The sequence below is a fragment of the Pantoea sp. S18 genome (assembly GCF_045689705.1).
GTDB classification, from domain to species: Bacteria; Pseudomonadota; Gammaproteobacteria; order Enterobacterales; family Enterobacteriaceae; genus Pantoea; species Pantoea symbiotica.
The window spans coordinates 403858-423752 of record NZ_CP142688.1 but is presented as its reverse complement, the minus strand read 5'-3'; the positions used below and the strand labels follow the sequence as shown (position 1 = coordinate 423752).

Sequence of the window (19895 nt, the reverse complement as noted above, 5' to 3'; positions counted from 1 at the left end):
CAACGTATGTTGCCAAAATGTCACCGTCCCGCCTCTCGGCAACTCTCAGCGAATTTATTATCCTGCTATTCCTTCGCTTGCTAACGGTTAATTATTTTTAAAACCAATCTCAGCCGTCAGCGAGTTCTGCAAACACCGAGGTTTACACAACAATGACAACAATCACGTCGACAGGGATGGCGAACGATCACATGAGCGCGGATCGCCGCACCTTAGCCGGGCGCATTGATGCGCTGCCCTCTTCCGCCGGTCTGTGGCGCTTTATCACGCTACTGGCGCTCGGCGGCTTCTTTGAACTCTACGATCTGTTTGAAACCGGCTACATCAGCTCCGGCCTGGTGGCGGCGGGCGTGTTTCATACCGGTTCTGCCGGCGTGTTCGGCGTCGCCGACCAGGCGGCATTTGCCTCCGCCACCTTCCTTGGCCTGTTTGTCGGCGCGAGTTTGCTTGCGCCCTACGCCGACCGTTTTGGCCGCCGCCTGACCTTTATGTGTGCGCTGGCGTGGTACGGCGCGTTTTCGCTGCTGATGGCGTTCCAGCAGAGCGCGGAGATGATCATCCTGTTCCGCTTCCTCGTTGGCATTGGCCTTGGCGTTGAGCTGGTGACCATCGATACCTATCTTTCCGAATGGGTACCGGCACATCTGCGCAGCCGCGCGTTTGCCTTCTCCTTCTTTATCCAGTTCCTGTCGGTACCGGCGGTGGCTCTGATGTCGTGGTGGCTGGTGCCGCAAACCATTCTCAACCTTGAAGGCTGGCGCTGGGTGGTGATTGCCGGTGCGGTCTGCTCGCTGGTGATCTGGCTGATTCGTAAAAACCTGCCGGAATCCGCACGCTGGCTGGCGCAACAAGGACGGCATCAGGAAGCGCATCAGGTGTTGAGCGCGATGGAAGAGCGCTGTGGTATCGCGCCGGGCGAAGACTTTTCCAACAGCGATGCTGCGGCACAATTACCAAAAAAAGGGCGTTTCAGTGAGATTTGGTCACCCGCCTATCGCAAGCGCACGCTAATGCTGGTGGTAATGAACTTCTTCCAGGCGATTGGCTTCTTTGGTTTCGGCAACTGGCTGCCAGCGCTGCTGTCGGGCAAAGGCGCGACCGTCACGCACAGCCTGCTGTATGCGTTTTTCATTACGCTGGCCTACCCGCTCGGCTCGCTGATTTGCAGTCGCTACGCCGACAAGCTCGAGAATAAATGGCAGATCGTGTTTTCATCGTTGATGACGGTGGTGTTCGGCACGCTGTTTGCGTTTATGACCAATCCGGTGCTGATGATCATCTGCGGCTTCCTGATCACCTACAGCAACGCATGGCTGACCTTCAGCTATCACGCTTATCAGACCGAGATTTTCCCAACGCACATTCGCGCCCGCGCGGTGGGTTTCTGCTACTCGTTTAGCCGCCTGTCGACGGTGTTCAGCAGTATTTTGATTGGCATTATTTTGCAGTATGCCGGCAGCCAGGGTGTGATCGCCTTTATCGTGCTGAGTATGCTGATGGTGATGCTGTCGGTGGGAATTTACGGGCCGAAAACCCGTGGGATGGATTTGGAGAATATTTAAAGATTGCAGGTGCGGTTTTGTAGGGTCGGCATTCATGCCGACCTGGTTAAAAACCGCACCCTTTCACTTTACTGCCCTTCCAACACCTTAATATCCGCATTACCCTGCTTCGGCTGCACGGTTTCGTCTTTACGCAGTTCGGCCACATCCTTCGCAGAAACGCTCGACTTCACGCCATTGCCCCAGCTGCCACGGATAAAGTTCACCACGTCCGCTACCTGCTGATCGTTCAGGCGCCAGCCGAACGCCGGCATGGTGATCGCCGTGGGTGCACCTTGCACGCCAGGTAAAGTGCCGCCAACCAATACGATATGAATCAGCGAGGTCGGATCGTCTGCCATCACCACCGGATTGCCGCGCAGCGCCGGATAGAAGCGCTGATAGCCGCTGCCGTCGGTTTTGTGGCACGCCGCACAGCTATCGACATAAGTCGATGCGCCTGGCTGGCTGTCGTCACCTTTCCACAACGCCTGTGACACCGCATCATCCTGCTTAAACACCGCCTGATTTGGATCTTTCGCGCCGAGGGATTTCAGATACTTAGCAATCGCGCTGATATCGTCATCGCTCAGATATTGCAGGCTGTGCTGCACCACATCGGTCATGCCACCAAACACGGCGGTGTGATCGTTGCGGCCAAAGCGCAGGAACTGCTTGAGATCCTCTTCGCTCCAGCGGCCTAAACCATCGCGGTTGTCGCCACGCAGGTTGCTGGCGGTCCAGCCATCAATCGGCGCGCTGCTGCCAGCAAGATAGTTGTTGCCTTCGCCGTTGTTGAGCGCTTTTTCCTGCATGGTGATGCTACGCGGCGTATGGCAAGCGCCACAGTGGCCGAGACCTTCCACCAGATAGCGACCGCGTGCCAGTTGCGGATCTTCCTGTGCCGCCGGCTGGAACGCTTTCACGTCCGGCGCAAACATGCCGCGCCAGATGGCTAACGGCCAACGCATCGACAGCGGCCACGGAATGTCGCTCTCTTTGTTCGCCTGCGCCACCGGCTGCACGCCGTGCATGAAGTAGGCGTAGAGCGCCTTCATGTCGTCATCGCTCACCACCGCGTAAGACGGATAGGGCATCGCCGGATAGAGCGTGTCGCCGTTTTTCGCTACGCCGTGACGCACCGCTTTCTGGAAGTCGTCATAGCTGTACTCACCAATCCCGTTGGCTTTGTCCGGCGTGATGTTGGTGGAGTAAATGGTACCGATCGGCGTCGCCATCGGCAGTCCACCGGCAAAAGGTTTACCACCTTCGGTGCTGTGACAGGCCACGCAGTCGCCCGCGCGCGCCAGATACTCACCGCGCTTCACCAACGCGTCCGAACCTGCCTCGTCCGCCACTGCGGCGAACGTCATCGTGCCCAGAAACAGGGCTAAAATGCTTTTGATCATCGCCGTGTTCCTTATGCCTGTACCAGCGGGCCGGGGTTTTTCAGATACTGTTCACGAATCGCTTTGGCTGACCAATAGGTCAACGCTGCGACCATGCCCGTTGGGTTATAGCCGAGTCCCTGCGGGAACGCCGAAGCGCCTGGCACAAACACGTTCGACACATCCCAGCTCTGCAGATAACGGTTCACCGCGCTGGTTTTCGGATCTTCACCCATGATCGCGCCGCCGCTCATGTGCGTGGTTTGATACACGGTGGTATCGAAGTGCGAGCCCGGCCCTTTCGCGCCGCCGATGATCATTTTCGGGTTCATCGCTTCGGTGATTTTGCGCATTTTGCCGATCATGAACTGCGCCATCTTTATGTCGTTATCCTGCCAGTCAAAGGTCATACGCAGCAGCGGCTGGCCGTAGGCATCTTTGTAGTTCGGGTCGAGATCGAGATAGTTGGCGCGATAAGATTGGTGCGCGCCGTGCGCATCCATCGAGATGTGATGGTTGTAGGTATCCGCAACCGCTGATTTCCACTGGCTGCCCCAATTCGGCGTGCCTTTCGGCGTCGGCAAACCGGAGATCGGCTTGGTACCGGCCTGATTCACCCAGAATGGCGAACCGCCCACGAAGCCGTGCGGACCGTGATCAAAGTTGTCGGCGTTGAAATCATCCACCGCCACACCTGCGCCACCGGCACCGATAAACGGGTTGGTGGTGGTGTTTTTGTCGAACAGCGCTTTCAGCGTCGAGATGTTCTGATAGGCAAAGTTACGGCCGACCACACCTTCGTTGGAAATCGGGTTATACGGCTTGCCGATGCCAGAGAGTAGCATCAGGTGCACGTTGTGGAACTGGAACGCCGACAGGATCACCAGATCCGCAGGCTGCACCACTTCGCGGCCCTGGCCATCGAGATAGGTCACGCCGGTGGCGCGTTTTTTATCGTCGGTCAGATTAACGCGCAGCACGTAGGAGTTGTTGCGCAGCTCGAACTTAGGTTCCTGGCGCAGCGCGGGCAGGATGTTGACGTTCGGCGAGGCTTTGGAATACATGTAGCAGGCGTAACCGCTGCAGAAACCGCAGAAGTTGCACGGCCCCATCTGTGCGCCGTAAGTGTTGGTGTACGGGCCCGAGGTATTGGCCGACGGCATATCATAAGGGTGATAACCCACTGATTCCGCCGCTTGCGCGAACAACTGCGCCGAGTAAGTGCGCTTCTGCGCCGGCAGCGGGAAGTCGCTGGAACGATCGGGCGCGTACGGGTTGCCGCCCTTCTCTTTGCCCAGCAGCTTGCCTTTGATTGACCAGGCGCTGCCCGAGGTGCCGAACACTTTCTCGGCCTGATCGAAGAAGGGTTCCAGCTCGTCATAGTTGACGCCGAAATCCTGAATCGTCATGCCTTCCGGGATGAAGTTTTTACCGTAGCGCTGCTCGTAATGGCTGCGCAGGTTCAGCTCAACCGGGTCAACGCGGAAGTGCACGCCTGACCAGTGCAGACCTGCGCCGCCGGTGCCGGTGCCGGGCAGAAACGCCGCCAGTTGGCGGTAAGGGACGGCGGTTTGCGAGGCATCGTGACGGATGGTGACGGTGCTTTTCGACAGATCCTGGAACAGCTTTTTGCGGATGTTATAGGTCAGTTCGTCAATCGACTGCGGATAAGATCCATCCGGATAGGTATCGCGATGCGGACCGCGCTCCAGCGCCACCACATTCAGGCCCGCTTCGGTTAGCTCTTTCGCCATGATGGCGCCCGCCCAGCCGAAACCGACGACGACCGCATCCACTTTTTTCAATTCATTTGCCACGCTTACGTCCTCTCCCCGCGAATATCCACTGACGGGAACGGATAACGTTCACCGCGTTCCACCCAATCCATAAAGTCAGCACGCGCGCCTGGGAAGCCAATCAGCTTCCAGCCCACCATGCCCTGATTGCCACCGTGGATCGGATCGCTGAAATAACCCTCGCGGGTGTTTTGCAGCAGGAAGGAGAAGAAGGTTTTGGCTGGCAGCTGCGGGAACTCGGCCGTGCCGCTTTCAAACGCGGTCAGCAGCGCGTCTTGCTGTTCGCCCGTCAGCTCAGCAAACACCTTACCGTGCTGTTTTTTGCTCCAGCCATCGGCATCGGCGAGGCCGAGACGGTAGATCTGCTGCGGCACCAGCGGCAGCTGATAACCCAACTCTTTTGGCAAATCGGGATTGAACGGGCCTTGCATGTACCAGTTGTTACCGGTGGCATACGGCGTGTTCATTTGACGATCGATAAACTCCGGCACGCCAGCTTCAAGTGCGCCAGGGCCGCGTTCATCGTTGGGGATCAGGCGCGCCACGGCCGCGGTGATAAAGGCAAACTCTTCGGCGGTGAACCAGTTTGGCTGGTAGCTACGCGCCTGGTGTGGTGATGCGTTTTGTTCTGCTGCCCCAGCGGCCATCGGTGCCACCAGCGCGCCCATCGCCGTACTGCCCACCGCCATTGCCGGCGCCAGGGTGATGGTTCTCAGCAGAAAATCCCTGCGAGTGTGACCATTTTTTTGTTCTGACATGACATTGCCTCAGTACCACATATAATGCGGCATGAAAGTTAAGTAGTTGCGTTGTATTGTTTTTTTATTGATAGCTTAAGGGATACAGCAGCGCTGTTACCGGTAACAGTGCAAATATTGTAACACCATTGCTGTGGATAATTTAGTTCTTAGAAACAAATTCGCACTAATTACTTAACAATTGCCGCTGTCGCTTTACATCGCAGCGGCGAAGCTGTCATCGTCAGATACAACCGACAACAGACAGATAGAGGTCTGAAGCGGTATAAAAGAGTACACACAACAGCGGAGTGCCTATGTTTAAGTCCTTTTTTCCGCGGCCAACGCTGTTTTTCAGCTCAGCTGCGATTTGGAGTTTAGTAGCAATTTTTGCCTGGTTCGGCTTTTTCAGTGATTTCCCGGCGCGCTGGCCTGCGCTCCAGGCGGCGATGCACGAACCTTTGCCAACCAATGCCAGCCGTTTTATTCACATCAGCCAACTGTGGTTTTACGCCTATTACTGGATTGTTGCTGGCATCTTCGCGCTCACCTGGCGTGTGATTGATAACCATCCGTGGCAGCGCTGGTCGGTTTGGGGATCGATTCTGATCATCTTTGTCACCTGGTTTGGTGTGCAGGTCGGCGTGGGCGTCAACGCCTGGTACGGCCCGTTCTACGACATGATTCAACAGGCGCTGACCAAAGCCGGTTCCGTTGCCATCCACCAGTTCTATGTGCAAGTGCTGGCGTTTCTCGGTATCGCGCTGATTGCGGTGGTGATTGGCGTGATGAACTCGTTCTTCGTCAGCCATTGGGTGTTCCGCTGGCGTACCGCGATGAACAATTACTACATGCACAACTGGCAGCGTCTGCGTCTGGTTGAGGGTGCGGCACAGCGTGTGCAGGAAGACACCATGCGCTTCGCGGGTACGTTGCAGGATTGGGGCATCAACTTTATTCAGGCGATCATGACGCTGGTGGCGTTTCTGCCGGTACTGGTCACGCTGTCGCACCATGTCAAAGAGGTGCCAATTCTTGGCAGCATTCCGTATGCATTGGTGATTGCCGCGCTGCTGTGGTCGCTGTTTGGTACCGCGCTGCTGGCGTTGGTGGGGATTAAACTGCCGGGGCTGGAGTTCCGTAATCAACGGGTGGAAGCGGCCTATCGTAAAGAGCTGGTGTACGGCGAAGACGATCCTGAACGCGCTTCACCGCCGACGGTGCATGAGCTGTTTAGCCGCGTGCGTCAGAACTATTTCCGCCTCTATTTCCACTATTTGTACTTCAACATCACGCGCATTATGTATCTGCAGGTAGATAACGTGTTCGGGCTGTTTGTGCTGTTCCCGTCGATTGTGGCGGGCACCATTACGCTCGGCCTGTTGAACCAGATCACCAACGTGTTTGATCAGGTGCGTTCGTCGTTCCAGTATTTGATCACCTCGTGGTCAACGCTGATTACGCTGATGTCGATCTACAAACGTCTGCGCAGTTTCGAGCAGATTTTGCAGGATATTCCGCACGAAGAGATGATGCGCGAAGCGGCAGAGTAAGCCGCGTCCATTGAAACGGTGCGCATGAATGCGCACCCTACGTAGGGTCGCCATTCATGGCGACCTCACTTTTTTACTGCGCCAATACCTTAAACACCTTCTCAATCGCATACGCGCCCGGATCTTTCACCCCATCCAAACTCTGCTGATTCAGATACGCGGAACGCCCCGCTTTGGCGCTCTGCATCTGCGCGGTGGCGTCGGCGCCTTTCTGCGCCGCTTGTGCCGCTGCTGCCAGCGACTCGCCTGCCACTAACGCTTCCAGCGCCGGTTGCAGCGCATCCACTAAAGTGCGATGGCCTGGCTGCGCGCCGCCGTAATGCTTCATGCGTTCCAGCCCGTGCATCAGCGCCTGCGGCAGCGTGCTGCCCTCTTCCAGCTGCTGACCGGCGCTGGTGAACAGAATCGACATCAACACGCCACTCGATCCGCCCATCACCGTGGCCAGCTGCTCGCCAATCAGCGCCAGCAAAGTTGGCAGCTCATCCAGCGGCAGCTGTTTTTCCTGCAAACCGCGCTGAATTTTCTTCGCCCCGGCGGCAAAGGTTGAACCGGTATCGCCATCGCCCACTTTGGCATCCAGCGCGTTCAACTCGCTTTCCAGATCGATCAGCGTCTGCGTGACGCTTGCGACAATCTTCGCCACCTCAGCATTCTCAGAGGCATCAAAATCCAGCACGCTGCCGATCTTCTCAGCACGTTGCAGACTGATCGGCGCAAAGTCATACACTGGCACCCAACCCAGCACCTGAACCTGCGCGTTTAATGCTTCCAAAAACGGCTCTTCCAGCGCCAGCAGCGTCAGTGAGAAACCCTTCATATCCAGCGCACTGACCAGCGTTGCCGGACCCAGCAAATGCGTAATGCGTGCCGCCAGCGGCGACTGCAACACCTCACGCGTCAGCAGCGCCAGCTCCAGCTGCGAGAAACCACCGAGATTGTTGATCAGCAGCAGCGCCTGTTTGCCGTCCGGCAGCGTCTGCGCCAGTTTATCGGTCATGATGCTGGTGATGTTGCGGCTGTCTTGCGTATCCAGCGTGATAACACCCGGCTCGCCGTGAATGCCCATGCCGAGCTCGCTATGTCCAGGCTCGACGCGTTCATCACGTTTTTCTCCCGGCACATGGCAAGTGGCGAAAGCTAAACCGATGGACGATGTGGCATCAATCGCGCGCTGTGCCAGCGCTTTAACCTCATCCAGCGATTGTCCCTGCTCCGCCGCAAAGCCCGCAATTTTGTGGACCAGCACGGTACCGGCGATGCCGCGCGGCTGCGGGTTTTCCGGCAGCGCGATATCATCCTGCACCATCACCAGCTCAACCTTGTAGCCGAGGTTTTTAGCTTTCTCCGCCGCCAGACCAAAGTTGAGGCGGTCGCCGGTATAGTTCTTCACAATCAGCAGACATCCGGCATCGCCGGTGACGTTAACGATGGCGTTCAGCACCGCATCAACGCTTGGCGACGCGAAGATGTCGCCGCACACCGCCGCCGTCAGCATGCCTTTGCCGACAAAGCCGGCATGCGCCGGTTCATGTCCGGAACCGCCGCCGGAGATCAGCGCCACTTTGCTTTTATCCCAGTCCGAGCGCACCACCACGCGAATCTCATCACCGAGATCGAGGCGACTGAGGTTATGCCACGGCGTGCTCAGCAAAACCCCTTCGATAGCTTCGTTAACCAGATCGTTTTTCTCATGCATAAAAAACTGGCTCATTGCATCCTCTCCATTGGTGTTGTTGCTCTACAAGGTAGCGTATGTACGGCGATAAAAACGGCGCTGATGGCAGAAATGCAAAAGGCGGCATAAGCCGCCTCTCAGTTTCAGAAAACTACCGATCAGAGTTCGATGCGCAAAACGCTATCGGGATTTTTTGGTGGCTCTTTGCGTGAACCCGGCTGTTTGATGCTGACAAACAGGGTTTTACCATCCGCGGAAACCGCCAGGCTGTTTGGCAGGCCCGGCGCTTTCACCGTGCGTTTCACTTTGTAGCTGCTGGCGTCGATGATGCTGATTTCGCCCGCTTTGCGGTGCGTAACGTACAGCTCATCACGATCGGCATTGAACAGCACTGCCAGCGATTCTGGCACATCGATCTTGTGGATCACCTGCTGCGTGCGGGTATCCAGCACCAGCACCTGCGACTGTTTTGAGTCGCTGAGGAAGGCGCGATGGCCTTGAGTATCCAGCGAAATATTCAGGAAGAAGTGATCTTTATCGCCATCGATTTTCTGACGCTTTTCAATCGCGTTCAGGCGCGTATTGATGGTAACCAGTTCGCCGTCGGAATTAGTGACATACAGTTTCTGCGCCGCAGAGTCGATCGCCAAACCGGTGCCCATTTTGCCGGTGTTCGGCACGGTGCTGATCAGTTTCAGGGTTTTGCCATCCACCACCCACACCACGCTCTGCTCACCGAGGCCGGTGATATAAACGCGATCGGTTGCCGGATCGACGGCCAGCTGACGCGGCTGCAGCGGACGTACGGTTTCGCTGCGCTGACGGCCATCCAGCAACAGCGTGTTGATCACTTTGCCGCTGGTGGCATCCACTGCGGTCAGTGAACCGTCACGCGTGTTACCGAAGTAAAGAGTGTTGGTTTTCTGATTGATCGCCGCGCCAAAGGTCGGCAGATCGGTATTGATGGTTTGCTTCACCGCCAAATCCTGCGGATCGAGACGATAAACGGTGCCGCCTTTTTTGTCGGTTGTGCTCTGCGCGGTCGCGAGGAACAGCGCGTTATCGCTGTTACTGAATGCCAGTTCGTAAGCGCCTTTTGAGATCACTTGATTCAGCGGCTGAGATTCTGCCGCCATCACCGTAGAGGTCGAGAACAGCGCCGTTGCCAGCAGCAGTGGACGCAGCGCCCATGATTTTTTATTCGCCTTCATAACTTCTCCATAGCAAAAACACCGCCTGATGGCAGTGAAGTGAAAGCCCGACATTACAACCAATATTTAAAAAGACAGCCCGAGGCGAGCCGACGAAGGATGCTACTTTTTGAGAATAGTAATCATTTCGAAGGGAAAGTGACAGGATTTTATCAGGTTACCAACGCCGCCAGGGCGCCCGAAGGCACCCTGTCAGCACAGAACGTTAACGCAACTTATTTGGTCAGTTCGGCAGTCATGTGCACGCCGTTGTTGAAGTTGGCTTCGGTCACTTTATAGGAAGCACCAGCTTCGTGCGCCTGAGCAGCGATTTGCGCTTCTGCACCATCCAGCGTTGAAGCGGTTGCAGTGATGCTTTGCGCAAAGCTAGCGAATGGCAGAACGGTCAGAGCGATAACAGCAGCAAAAGTTTTGATAGATTTCATGGTCAATTCCTTAATGTATGTTTGATTGAGTAAGGCGTCATCGCCTTGTTGAGATACATAATAGTCGTAGAGTTGATCAGTAAAAAGCGGAGAGATTTGCCGTTGTTGTTCGAATATTTTGAATGTAAAAAGCACGTTTGGGTTAACCTTTGTGCAAAGGGTTAAAAATCTGACATTTAATTAAAAGGCAGGATTTATGGCTGTGATAGGTGATGGTGCGATGATTAAAAAGGTCGCCATAAATGGCGGCCTTTTGATTCGTGCGGTTGTTGGCAAGGTCGCCATGAATGGCGACCCTACGGTTAACCGTGGTGGCGGACGCGGGTGAAGATGGTGATGGCGGCGAGCAGCATCAGCACGCCGCTGGCGAGGAATACGCCGCCAGCGCCTTGCAGATCGAACATCCAGCCACCGGCGGCGGCACCGGCGGTGATCGCCAGCTGAATGGTAGCGACCAGCAAACCGCCGCCCGATTCAGCATCGTCCGGCACCGCGCGGGAAATCCACGTTGACCAGCCGGTTGGCATCGAACCAAACGCCAGGCCCCACAGCGCTACGCCCGCCGCGACCAGCCATGACACCTCGCCGAAACTCACCAGCAGCAGCGCGGTCACGCTCATCACCAGCGCCATCGCGGTTAACGTCAGCGATACGCTGCGCGTCACCAGATAACCGGCCAGCGAAGTACCAAAGAAGTTCGCCACGCCAAACGCCAGCAGCACCAGCGACAGCTGATTGACGTTGAGCTGCGCGCTGCCTTCGAGGAACGGACGCAGGTATGTAAAGAAGGCGAAGTGGCCGGTGAACATCATGATCACCGCAAGCATGCCCCAGCGCATCACGCTTTTACGCAGCAGATCCAGCACGCCACCGCTGCGCGCTTTATTGACGGGCGGCATCGCGGGCAAGGTGAAGAACTGCCACAGCAGCGCCAGCACGCCCAGCGCGGCGGTCAGCATAAAGATGTTACGCCAGCCAATAATGCCGCCCAGATAGCTGCCGAGCGGCGCAGCAATAATGGTCGCCAGCGAAATGCCGCTGAACACGATGGAGAGCGCGCGCGGCACCTGATCGCTCGGCACCAGACGCATGGTAATTGCCGTGGAGAGCGTCCAGAAGCCGCCAATCGCCACGCCCAGCAGCACGCGGGCCAGCAGAATCATCGGCAGATTCTCAGCAAAGGCCACCAGCAGCGCGGAGGCAATCAGCAGCAGCGTAAAGGCCAGCATCACCACGCGACGATCGAGCTGACGTGTCACATTGCCGATCACCAAACTGGTGAGCAGCGCCACCAGCGCAGTCACGGTAACGGTTTGTCCCGCCTGCCCTTCGCTGATGTGCAGCGTGTCGGCAATCGGCGTCAGCAAACTTACCGGCAGAAATTCCGCGGTAATCAGGCCGAACACGCCAAACGCCATGGCAAACACTGCGCCCCACGCCGGTTTATCCACTTCTAGTGGTGTTTCGATAACTTCAGTATCCAGGCTCATCTGTGATCCCCATCACAAAATATTTAGCGTTAAGCATAGTGACTGATCATCAGACGATCTATGATGCAGAAACTTTGTTTTTTGATTATTCGTCTGGATTCGTATGAGCCGCTATGAAGATCTGACCAGTGAACTGCTAATGGGCATGCGCCTGTACGGCGTCAAATATCAGCGTATCGCGCTGCATGCACCCTTTGGCCTGCAATATGAGGACGCGCCAGGCAAGGCGCAGCTGCACTTTGTTGGGCGCGGATCGTTACTGATCCGCTCGGCATCGGGCGTGATCTATCCGCTGCAGGCGGGCGATGCGCTGCTGATCCCGCACGGTAAGCCGCATGCGTTGATCTCCAGCGAAGAGGCAATCTGTGAACCCATTTCGACTTTTAACAGCCGCCCGATTTGCGACAGCGTCTGCGCCATCGGCGACGGCGTAGACGTATGCCCGGATGACAGCGATGTGATTCTGTTTAGCGCCTGCATGGCGTTTGAACTCGGCGGCATGCAACCGCTGGTGCATACCATGCCGGATGTGATGCTGGTGAGTACGCTGCTGGCACAGTACCCGGAAATCCAGCCGATTCTCGATGCGATGGAGCGCGAAACGCGGCAGCGCAAAGCCGGTTTCGCCGGGATTCTGTCGCGGCTGGCGGATGTGGTGGCGGCGCAGATTGTGCGTGGCTGGGTGGAGAATGGCTGCGGCAAAGGCAGCGGATTGGTGCAGGCGCTACGCGATCCGCGTCTTAGCCTGGCGATGGCGGCGATGCATCGTGAACCTGGCGAAAACTGGACGGTGGAACGGCTGGCGCGGGAATCTGGCAGCTCGCGCTCGGTGTTTGCCGCCCGCTTCCAGAGCGCAACTGGCATGACGCCGCTGCGCTATCTTACCGAGCTGCGTATGCGCCTGGCGGTGGAACGTATCGTTCATGAAGGCGAAGCGGTGGAAAGTGTCGCTTTCCACCTCGGTTACGGTTCGCTGGCTGCGTTTAGCCGCGCATTCAAACGCATTGTTGGCACGCCGCCTGGCGCACTGCGCGCCGAACGTGAAATGCGTTAACGAAACACGCTGATCGCTTCCACCAGACGATTGGCCTGATGCTTCATGCGCCCCGACGCTTCAGCGCTTTCCGCCACGCGTGCGGCGTTTTGATGGGTGATATCGTCGAGATCTTCCACAGCGGTGCTGACCTGCGTTAGCGCGATGGCCTGCTCAGCAGTTGCGCCGCTGATCTGCGCGATCAATGCGGTGACATTCTGCACCTGATCGACAATCTCCTGCATGGTATGTCCGGCCGCATCAGCGTGATCGCTGCCCGACTGCACGCGACTGGCGCTGGTTTCAACCAGGTTTTTGATTTCGCTGGCGGCTTTGGCGCTGCGCTGTGCGAGGCTGCGCACTTCACCGGCCACCACCGCAAATCCTTTGCCCTGCTCACCGGCGCGCGCCGCTTCCACCGCCGCATTCAGCGCCAGAATGTTGGTCTGGAATGCAATGCCGTCAATCACGCTGGTGATATTGGCGATACGTTTCGAGCTGTCGGCGATCTCCGCCATCATTCCCACCATCTCCTGCATCACCTTGCCGCCTTTGATCGCCGCGTGACTGGTGTTTTCCGACAGGCCATTCACCTCTTTGGCGGTATCGGTGTTGCTCTTCACCGTGGCGGTCATTTCATTCATGGTGGCAGCGGTTTGCTGCACGTTGGCGGCAGCTTGTTCGGTGCGGCGGCTCAGTTCGTCATTGCTGCGCGCAATAGCATCGCTGGCGCTGAGCACGTTAATTGCCTGACCGCTAACATCATCCACCAGCCAGCGGAACATCAGGCCGAGCTGGCCGATGGCGCGCAACGTGACGCCAATCTCATCGACGCGATCGATCTGTTCCACTTTATGGCTAGCGCCGGTCGCCACGCTTAATGCCTGACGGCACATGCGTTCCATTGGACGTGAAATTTGCTGCTCCAGCCACAGGCTTGCCAGCAGCAAGAGGCCCGCCATGCCGCCGGCGAAGCAGCCTATCGCCAACGGAGCCAACCCAAGTAGCCAAACGCCCAGCACTGAGAGCGGCAACAGCGTTAATAAGGTAGAGCGAATACGCCAGCGCAGCGGCAGCGTTTTCAGGATTGAGCTAAGAGCACGCCAGCCGGTGCCGACAATTAATCCTTTATGGAAGCGACGCCCTTTGGCGCGGCCTTCACGGAAATCGCGGTACAGCGCTTCGGTCTGACGTATCTCTTGCGCTGACGGTTTGGTGCGCACCGACATAAAGCCCTGCACCTTGCCCTCACGCACCACCGGAATGGCGTTGGCGCGCACCCAATAGTGATCGCCATTCTTACGACGGTTTTTCACCAGCGCCGTCCACGGTTCGCCCTGTTTGAGCGTCGTCCACATATCGGCAAAGGCTTCCGGCGGCATATCTGGATGGCGCACCATGTTATGTGGCTGGCCATTCACCTCTTCCGGGCTGAATCCGCTAACTTCAATAAAGGCGTCGTTGGCGTAGGTAATGAAGCTATTTAAGTCGGTTGTCGACATCAGCGTGGCGTTATCGTCGAAACTGAATTCACGCTGAGTGACAGGCTGGTTGTTACGCATGTGTGTGTCCTTGCAAAACGCAGGCGAAAAGAAAAAATCGATTATGCTTTTTTATCTTTTCGGCAGCGCATGTGCTGGGCTTTAGCGTGGCGGGCTGTTTTTTGTCTTGCCGTGCATGGCAATAAGGAATGGCTCACAAAATCCGCGGGAATGATAACCGATAAAAATTTATTTAGAGTAATTTAGATTCCAGTTTTGCCGCGAAAAGGATGCTGGCGATGCGGGGACGTTAAGAGGCAGAGATATAACAAATAATTTAAAAAATAAATAAAACATAATTCGTTGAATTTTATAAATAAAAAACAAAAAAGCAGTTTTAACAGAACGCTTAAGCTTTATTGGGACATTTCTCGTCATTTTATTACATGAAGTTCTAAATACTGCATCAGTTTTTTCCATGAGCGCAGTATGACAATAGGACTGTAAATATGAGCACCACTAAAAACCAAAACGCAACACGTACAGCGCAAACCAGCGCCAATACTGCTTCCATCGCAACCGCTGCGGCGCAATTACCACCGATTGTGCCTATCAAGTATAACGAAGCAATCATAGATACCATCCGCACCCCACAGAATAACAAACTGACCCCGATTGAATCTGGCGGCGATGCGGAAAAAGGCGTGTTGATTTTCGAAGGTCGTGCTACAGCGAACAAGCAAATTATCATTTTTGATAACGGCGTTGAGATTGCACGTATCAATGCCACGCCAACCGGTAAGTGGGTTTGGTCGTCTGATGCGTTTACCTCAGGCGAACACCAATTCACCGTGCAGGTTGCGGGCGCGGGCAACCCCGTTTCAGCCAGCTATGATGTTTCAGTAGCTACTCAGCCTGAACAGCCTGTTCTGGTGGCACAAGCCATTGATGACAGTGCGGGCTATGCCCAATATCTGCAGTCTGGTAGCACCACCAATGACACCACGCCACGTTTCACCGGCAGTGCCACGCCAAACTCCGTCGTCAAAATCTTTGATGGTGAGAAGGAAATCGGCTCGGTGCAAGCTAATGGTAATGGCCAGTGGAGCTTTACTGCCAAGCTGGACGGCGGTGCGCATAGCCTGACCTTTGTATCGGGTAAAACGTCAAGCGAGCCTTATATCCTGAACGTTGTGACGCCTGACGCTCAGCAGATAGAAATTTATACCGTTGTTGATGACATCAATCGTTACGGTGAAATCTATCTTAAATCCGGGGACACTACGCAGGACACCACGCCACGTTTCAGCGGCAAAGCCGGTGGCAACGTCATCGTTCGCCTGTTTAATGGCGATCAGGAAATTGGGTCTACCCTTTCCTCGGCAAGCGGCTTCTGGTATCTGAACCCTACTCTGCCTGCAGGCAGCTACAACCTGGTATTCAAGGCCGGTGAAGGGTCAGAGAGCAAGCCGTTCGCGCTGAACATCGTTTCTGCCGATTCGCAGCCAATCGAAATTTATACCGTCGTTGATGACATTAATCGTTACGGTGAAATCTATCTTAAATCCGGGGACACCACGCAGGACACTACGCCACGTTTCAGCGGCAAAGCCGGTGCGAATGTTATCGTTCGCCTGTTTAATGGCGATCAGGAAATTGGCTCTACCCTTTCCTCGGCAAGCGGCTTCTGGTATCTGAACCCTACTCTGCCGGCAGGTAGCTACAACCTGGTGTTCAAGGCCGGTGAAGGTTCAGAGAGCAAACCGTTCGCGCTGAACATCGTTTCTGCCGATTCGCAGCCAATTGAAATTTTCAGTGTTGTTGATGACCTTAATCGGTATAGCGAAACCTATCTCAAATCTGGTGACTCCACCCAGGACACCACGCCACGCTTCAGCGGCAAAGCCGGTGCTAACGTCATCGTTCGCCTGTTTAACGGCGATCAGGAAATTGGGTCTACCCTTTCCTCGGCAAGCGGCTTCTGGTATCTGAACCCTACTCTGCCGGCAGGCAGCTACAACCTGGTGTTCAAGGCCGGCGAAGGTTCAGAGAGCAAACCGTTCGCGCTGAACATCGTTTCTGCCGATTCGCAGCCAATTGAAATTTTCAGTGTTGTTGATGACCTTAATCGGTATAGCGAAACCTATCTCAAATCTGGTGACTCCACCCAGGACACCACGCCACGCTTCAGCGGCAAAGCCGGTGCTAACGTCATCGTTCGCCTGTTTAACGGCGATCAGGAAATTGGCTCTACCCTTTCCTCGGCAAGCGGCTACTGGTATCTGAACCCTACTCTGCCGGCAGGCAGCTACAACCTGGTGTTCAAGGCCGGTGAAGGTTCAGACAGCAAACCGTTTGCGCTGAACATCGTTTCTGCCGATTCGCAGCCAATTGAAATCTCCAATGTCTATGACGATAGCGATCGCTACTACTACAAGCCGCTTAAGTCTGGCGACAGCACGCTAGACACCACACCACGCTTCAACGGTAAAGCCGGTGCAAATGTACTGATCCGCCTGTTCGACGGCGAGAAAGAGCTGGGTTCAACTTACTCAGATGCTTACGGTAACTGGAGCCTGACACCAACATTGCCAGCAGGTAGCTACAATCTGGTGTTCAAAGCCGGTGAAGGTTCAGTGAGCAAAGCATTCGCGCTGAACATCACCTCTGCCGACTCACAGCCGATTGAAATTTATGCCGCGTTAGAAGACTCAAACGGCTATAACCGCAACCTGGCGCCAGGCGCCACCATCAAAGACACCACGCCTTACTTCTATGGCAAAGCCGGTGCTAACGTGGTGATTCGCCTGTATAACGGCGAGCAAGAAATTGGCTCAACCAAGTCTGACGCTTACGGCAGCTGGAGCCTGACACCAACGCTGACTTCAGGTAGCTACAATCTGGTGTTCAAAGCGGGCGAAGGCTCTGCCACCAAACCATTCCCGGTGACCATTGTTTCTGCAGCAGCAGAACCAATTGAAGTGTCGGGTGCATTTGATAACTCAGCTGGCTACAACCAACTGATTGGTTCAGGTGCAACATCAATCGATACTACGCCACGCTTCTTTGGCCGTGCAGGCGCTAACGTTGTTATTCGTTTGTACAACGGCGACGAGGTTCTGGGCTCAACCGTGACCGATGCGTGGGGCAGCTGGACTCTGACGCCGGAGCTGCCGCTGGGGAGCTACAATCTGGTGTTCAAAACCGCCGAAGGCACCGCCAGTGCGCCGTTCGTTATCACCATTTCTGCGCCAGAAGCCACCAAGCCACAAACACCAGAGATCGAGTACATCCTCGATAACGTTGGCAAGGGCGGCTATGTTGAGAAAAATGGCACCACCGATGACGACACACCGAAACTGTCAGGTACCGCAGAGCCAAATAGTCTGGTACAAATTTTCGACAATGGTATCAAAATCGGCGAGCGTCGCGTTTCATCCACCGGTTTCTGGGAATTCACTCCGGTTAACCCAGCGTATCTGGTCAACGGCAACCACAGCTTTGTGGTGAAAAGCAGCAACGGTACAGAAACTGAAGCCTGGAATATTGTTGTAAAAGTTCCGGTTGATATCAGCTTCGTAGGCAGCAACTCAGGTGAAGAGACCGGCGATCGTGAAACGGCGGATACCACGCCACTGATCACAGGATACGGCCCTAAAGGTGTGTTGATTCGTCTATACGAAGGTGACAAAGAGATTGGTTCCGTGGTCACCAGCGTTCGTGATGGCAGCTGGATTTTCAACGTAACCGATCCACTGTCTGTTGGCACTCACAGCATCGTGGCGAAAGTTGGCAACGACAACGCTAGTGCGCAATTCGACTTTGTGATCACTAAGCCAGAGCCAGAAGTACCGGTTGAGCCAGAAGTGCCAGTTGAGCCTGAAGTACCCGTTGAGCCTGAAGTGCCCGTTGAGCCTGAAGTACCCGTTGAGCCTGAAGTACCCGTTGAGCCTGAAGTACCCGTTGAGCCTGAGAATCCGTTCAATATTACTCAGGTAATGGATCAATTCTTCGGAACAGGCATCGTCAAAGCGAACGGTATTACAGATGACAACCGACCAAACCTGGTAGGTAATGCACCTGCTAATACGCTGGTCCGTATCTATGATAACGGTATCGAAATCGGTTCTACTTTGGCAAACAGCTTTGGTACATGGGCATTTAAACCCGCATCAGATCTCCCCTTAGGTGCGCATGCCATCACTATTGGTGCAAATGCTAATGATACCAGCGAAGCATTCTCCTTTAATGTTGTGGCAGCACAGGTCGTTACTCCGTGGGTGCTGGGTGGCATCAGCGACTTCAATGGTATAGATAACTTTGGCTACAACGCCACAATCTATGACAACACGCCAGTATTAAATGGCATAGCGGTTGCCGGCACGCTGGTCACCATCACCATCGATGGCAAAGTTGCAGGCAGCGTTATTGCCAATGAGTACGGTCGCTGGAGCTTCCAGACCACTGAACCATTAGCGGCTGGCGGACACGAAGTGATTGCCACCGATGTTGCGGGCAACAAAGGCGGCACGCTGATCTTCAGCCTGGTTGAACCTGAAAATATCGGCATCAACTTCAACGTTTACGACGATAACGCGGGTGAAGCCCTGATTGCATACGGTGCGGTGACAAAAGATTCAACGCCGCTGCTGCGTGGCATTGCGGGTCAGAATATCGTGCTGGAAATCTACGATAACGGCGAGTTGGTTGGCAGCGTGCGCACCGAGCAAGATGGCACCTGGTCTTACTCACTGAAGCTGGCTAATGGCGATCACAGCATTTCTGTCCAAAATGAAAACCAGGATAGCTTGCTGGCTCGCAAGTTCACTGTCGAAGCGGATGCCGCGAGTATTGATGCTGTTTCTGGTCGATTCTTCGATTTCGACACTCGCCAGCCTTCCGATGGCGAAGCGATTCAGGATCATCGCGTAGTGATTTACGGTTCAGGTGAGCCGGAAGCAGTCGTGGAACTGCTGACAACGGATGGCCGTTCTCTGGGCTTCACCGGTGTTGCTGCCAGCGGTAAGTGGTATATCGAAGTGGATACTCGCTTTGATGATGGCCAATACAGCGTATTTGCCAAAGTTAACGGCGTGGAAACCGAGCCATTCGTCTTCCACATTGGCGAGCGTCCGGTCGCTGAAACGAAGAGTGAGATGTTCAGCCTGTTCGATATTTCAGGCGCAGAGTTGCTGAGCGATGCGGAAGAAACTCTGCTGGGTAACAACGTTGAAGCGGAAGCACAGCAGGTTAACCTGAATCTGACTCAGGCCGACCTGTCTGTTGTCACCACTTCAGGTATTGCCACCAGCACCGTTGCACCGATTGCATTGCAAGATGAGCAGTATCAGGCAATCTAACGCCTAAAATGCCATGAGTTAGGGCAAAACGGATGGTTCGCGCCATCCGTTTTTTTATGCCTGTCATTTGGCGGTCGCCATAAATGGCACCCCTACAAAGGCAGAGTTCGGTTTTCGTAGGGTGCGCATTTATGCGCACCTGGAATTTTGGCGGTCGCCATAAATGGCGCCCCTACGAAGGCAGAGTTCGGTTTTCGTAGGG

General features: G+C 55.3%; 12 protein-coding genes. 4 read left to right on the top strand and 8 right to left on the bottom strand.

Features of this window, described 5'->3' with window-relative positions; genetic code table 11:
• The first annotated feature begins 152 nt into the window (after positions 1-152).
• Positions 153-1562, top strand: a complete 1410-nt coding sequence (locus VIJ98_RS01840; protein WP_323271986.1) for an MFS transporter — start codon at positions 153-155, stop codon at positions 1560-1562.
• Between the two features lie 68 nt (positions 1563-1630).
• On the opposite strand, the gene VIJ98_RS01835 is transcribed toward VIJ98_RS01840, so the two are convergent.
• Genes VIJ98_RS01835 through VIJ98_RS01825 form a run of 3 tightly spaced genes read right to left on the bottom strand, consistent with a single transcriptional unit; the run spans position 1631 to position 5483 of the window.
• A complete protein-coding gene (locus VIJ98_RS01835; RefSeq protein WP_323271984.1) occupies positions 1631-2950 on the bottom strand; it encodes a cytochrome c in 1320 nt (439 codons plus the stop codon).
• Positions 2951-2961: 11 nt separating this feature from the next.
• Positions 2962-4746: a GMC family oxidoreductase gene (locus VIJ98_RS01830; RefSeq protein WP_008105620.1), complete on the bottom strand. Its 1785-nt coding sequence runs from the start codon at positions 4744-4746 to the stop codon at positions 2962-2964.
• Positions 4747-4748: 2 nt separating this feature from the next.
• Complete coding sequence (locus VIJ98_RS01825) at positions 4749-5483, bottom strand: gluconate 2-dehydrogenase subunit 3 family protein (protein WP_323271982.1); 735 nt, start codon at positions 5481-5483, stop codon at positions 4749-4751.
• Positions 5484-5779: 296 nt separating this feature from the next.
• On the opposite strand from VIJ98_RS01825, the gene sbmA reads away from it, so the two are divergent.
• Complete coding sequence (sbmA, locus tag VIJ98_RS01820; protein ID WP_008105623.1) at positions 5780-7015, top strand: peptide antibiotic transporter SbmA; 1236 nt, start codon at positions 5780-5782, stop codon at positions 7013-7015.
• Between the two features lie 73 nt (positions 7016-7088).
• Here the strand turns inward: sbmA and VIJ98_RS01815 are convergent, their stop codons facing one another.
• From VIJ98_RS01815 to VIJ98_RS01800, 4 genes are all read right to left on the bottom strand, one after another.
• Positions 7089-8729 (bottom strand): dihydroxyacetone kinase subunit DhaK, encoded by a 1641-nt coding sequence (locus VIJ98_RS01815; protein WP_323271980.1) that lies wholly within the window; start codon positions 8727-8729, stop codon positions 7089-7091.
• Between the two features lie 122 nt (positions 8730-8851).
• Entirely contained in the window at positions 8852-9904 is a 1053-nt protein-coding gene (locus VIJ98_RS01810; protein WP_323271978.1) for a YncE family protein, read from the bottom strand.
• Positions 9905-10119: 215 nt separating this feature from the next.
• Positions 10120-10329, bottom strand: coding sequence for a DUF1471 domain-containing protein (locus VIJ98_RS01805; protein ID WP_008105630.1), 210 nt, complete (start codon positions 10327-10329; stop codon positions 10120-10122).
• Between the two features lie 302 nt (positions 10330-10631).
• Entirely contained in the window at positions 10632-11819 is a 1188-nt protein-coding gene (locus VIJ98_RS01800) for an MFS transporter (protein ID WP_008105635.1), read from the bottom strand.
• Between the two features lie 103 nt (positions 11820-11922).
• Between VIJ98_RS01800 and VIJ98_RS01795 the strand changes: the two genes are divergently transcribed.
• Positions 11923-12873: an AraC family transcriptional regulator gene (locus tag VIJ98_RS01795; protein ID WP_008105638.1), complete on the top strand. Its 951-nt coding sequence runs from the start codon at positions 11923-11925 to the stop codon at positions 12871-12873.
• On the opposite strand, the gene VIJ98_RS01790 is transcribed toward VIJ98_RS01795, so the two are convergent.
• The gene (locus tag VIJ98_RS01790) at positions 12870-14414 is read right to left on the bottom strand and encodes a methyl-accepting chemotaxis protein (RefSeq protein ID WP_323271974.1); all 1545 of its coding nucleotides are present in this window, start codon (positions 14412-14414) and stop codon (positions 12870-12872) included. The genes VIJ98_RS01795 and VIJ98_RS01790 overlap by 4 nt on opposite strands.
• A 428-nt stretch (positions 14415-14842) precedes the next feature.
• On the opposite strand from VIJ98_RS01790, the gene VIJ98_RS01785 reads away from it, so the two are divergent.
• Positions 14843-19693 (top strand): Ig-like domain-containing protein, encoded by a 4851-nt coding sequence (locus VIJ98_RS01785; protein WP_323271972.1) that lies wholly within the window; start codon positions 14843-14845, stop codon positions 19691-19693.
• The last annotated feature ends 202 nt before the right edge of the window (positions 19694-19895 follow it).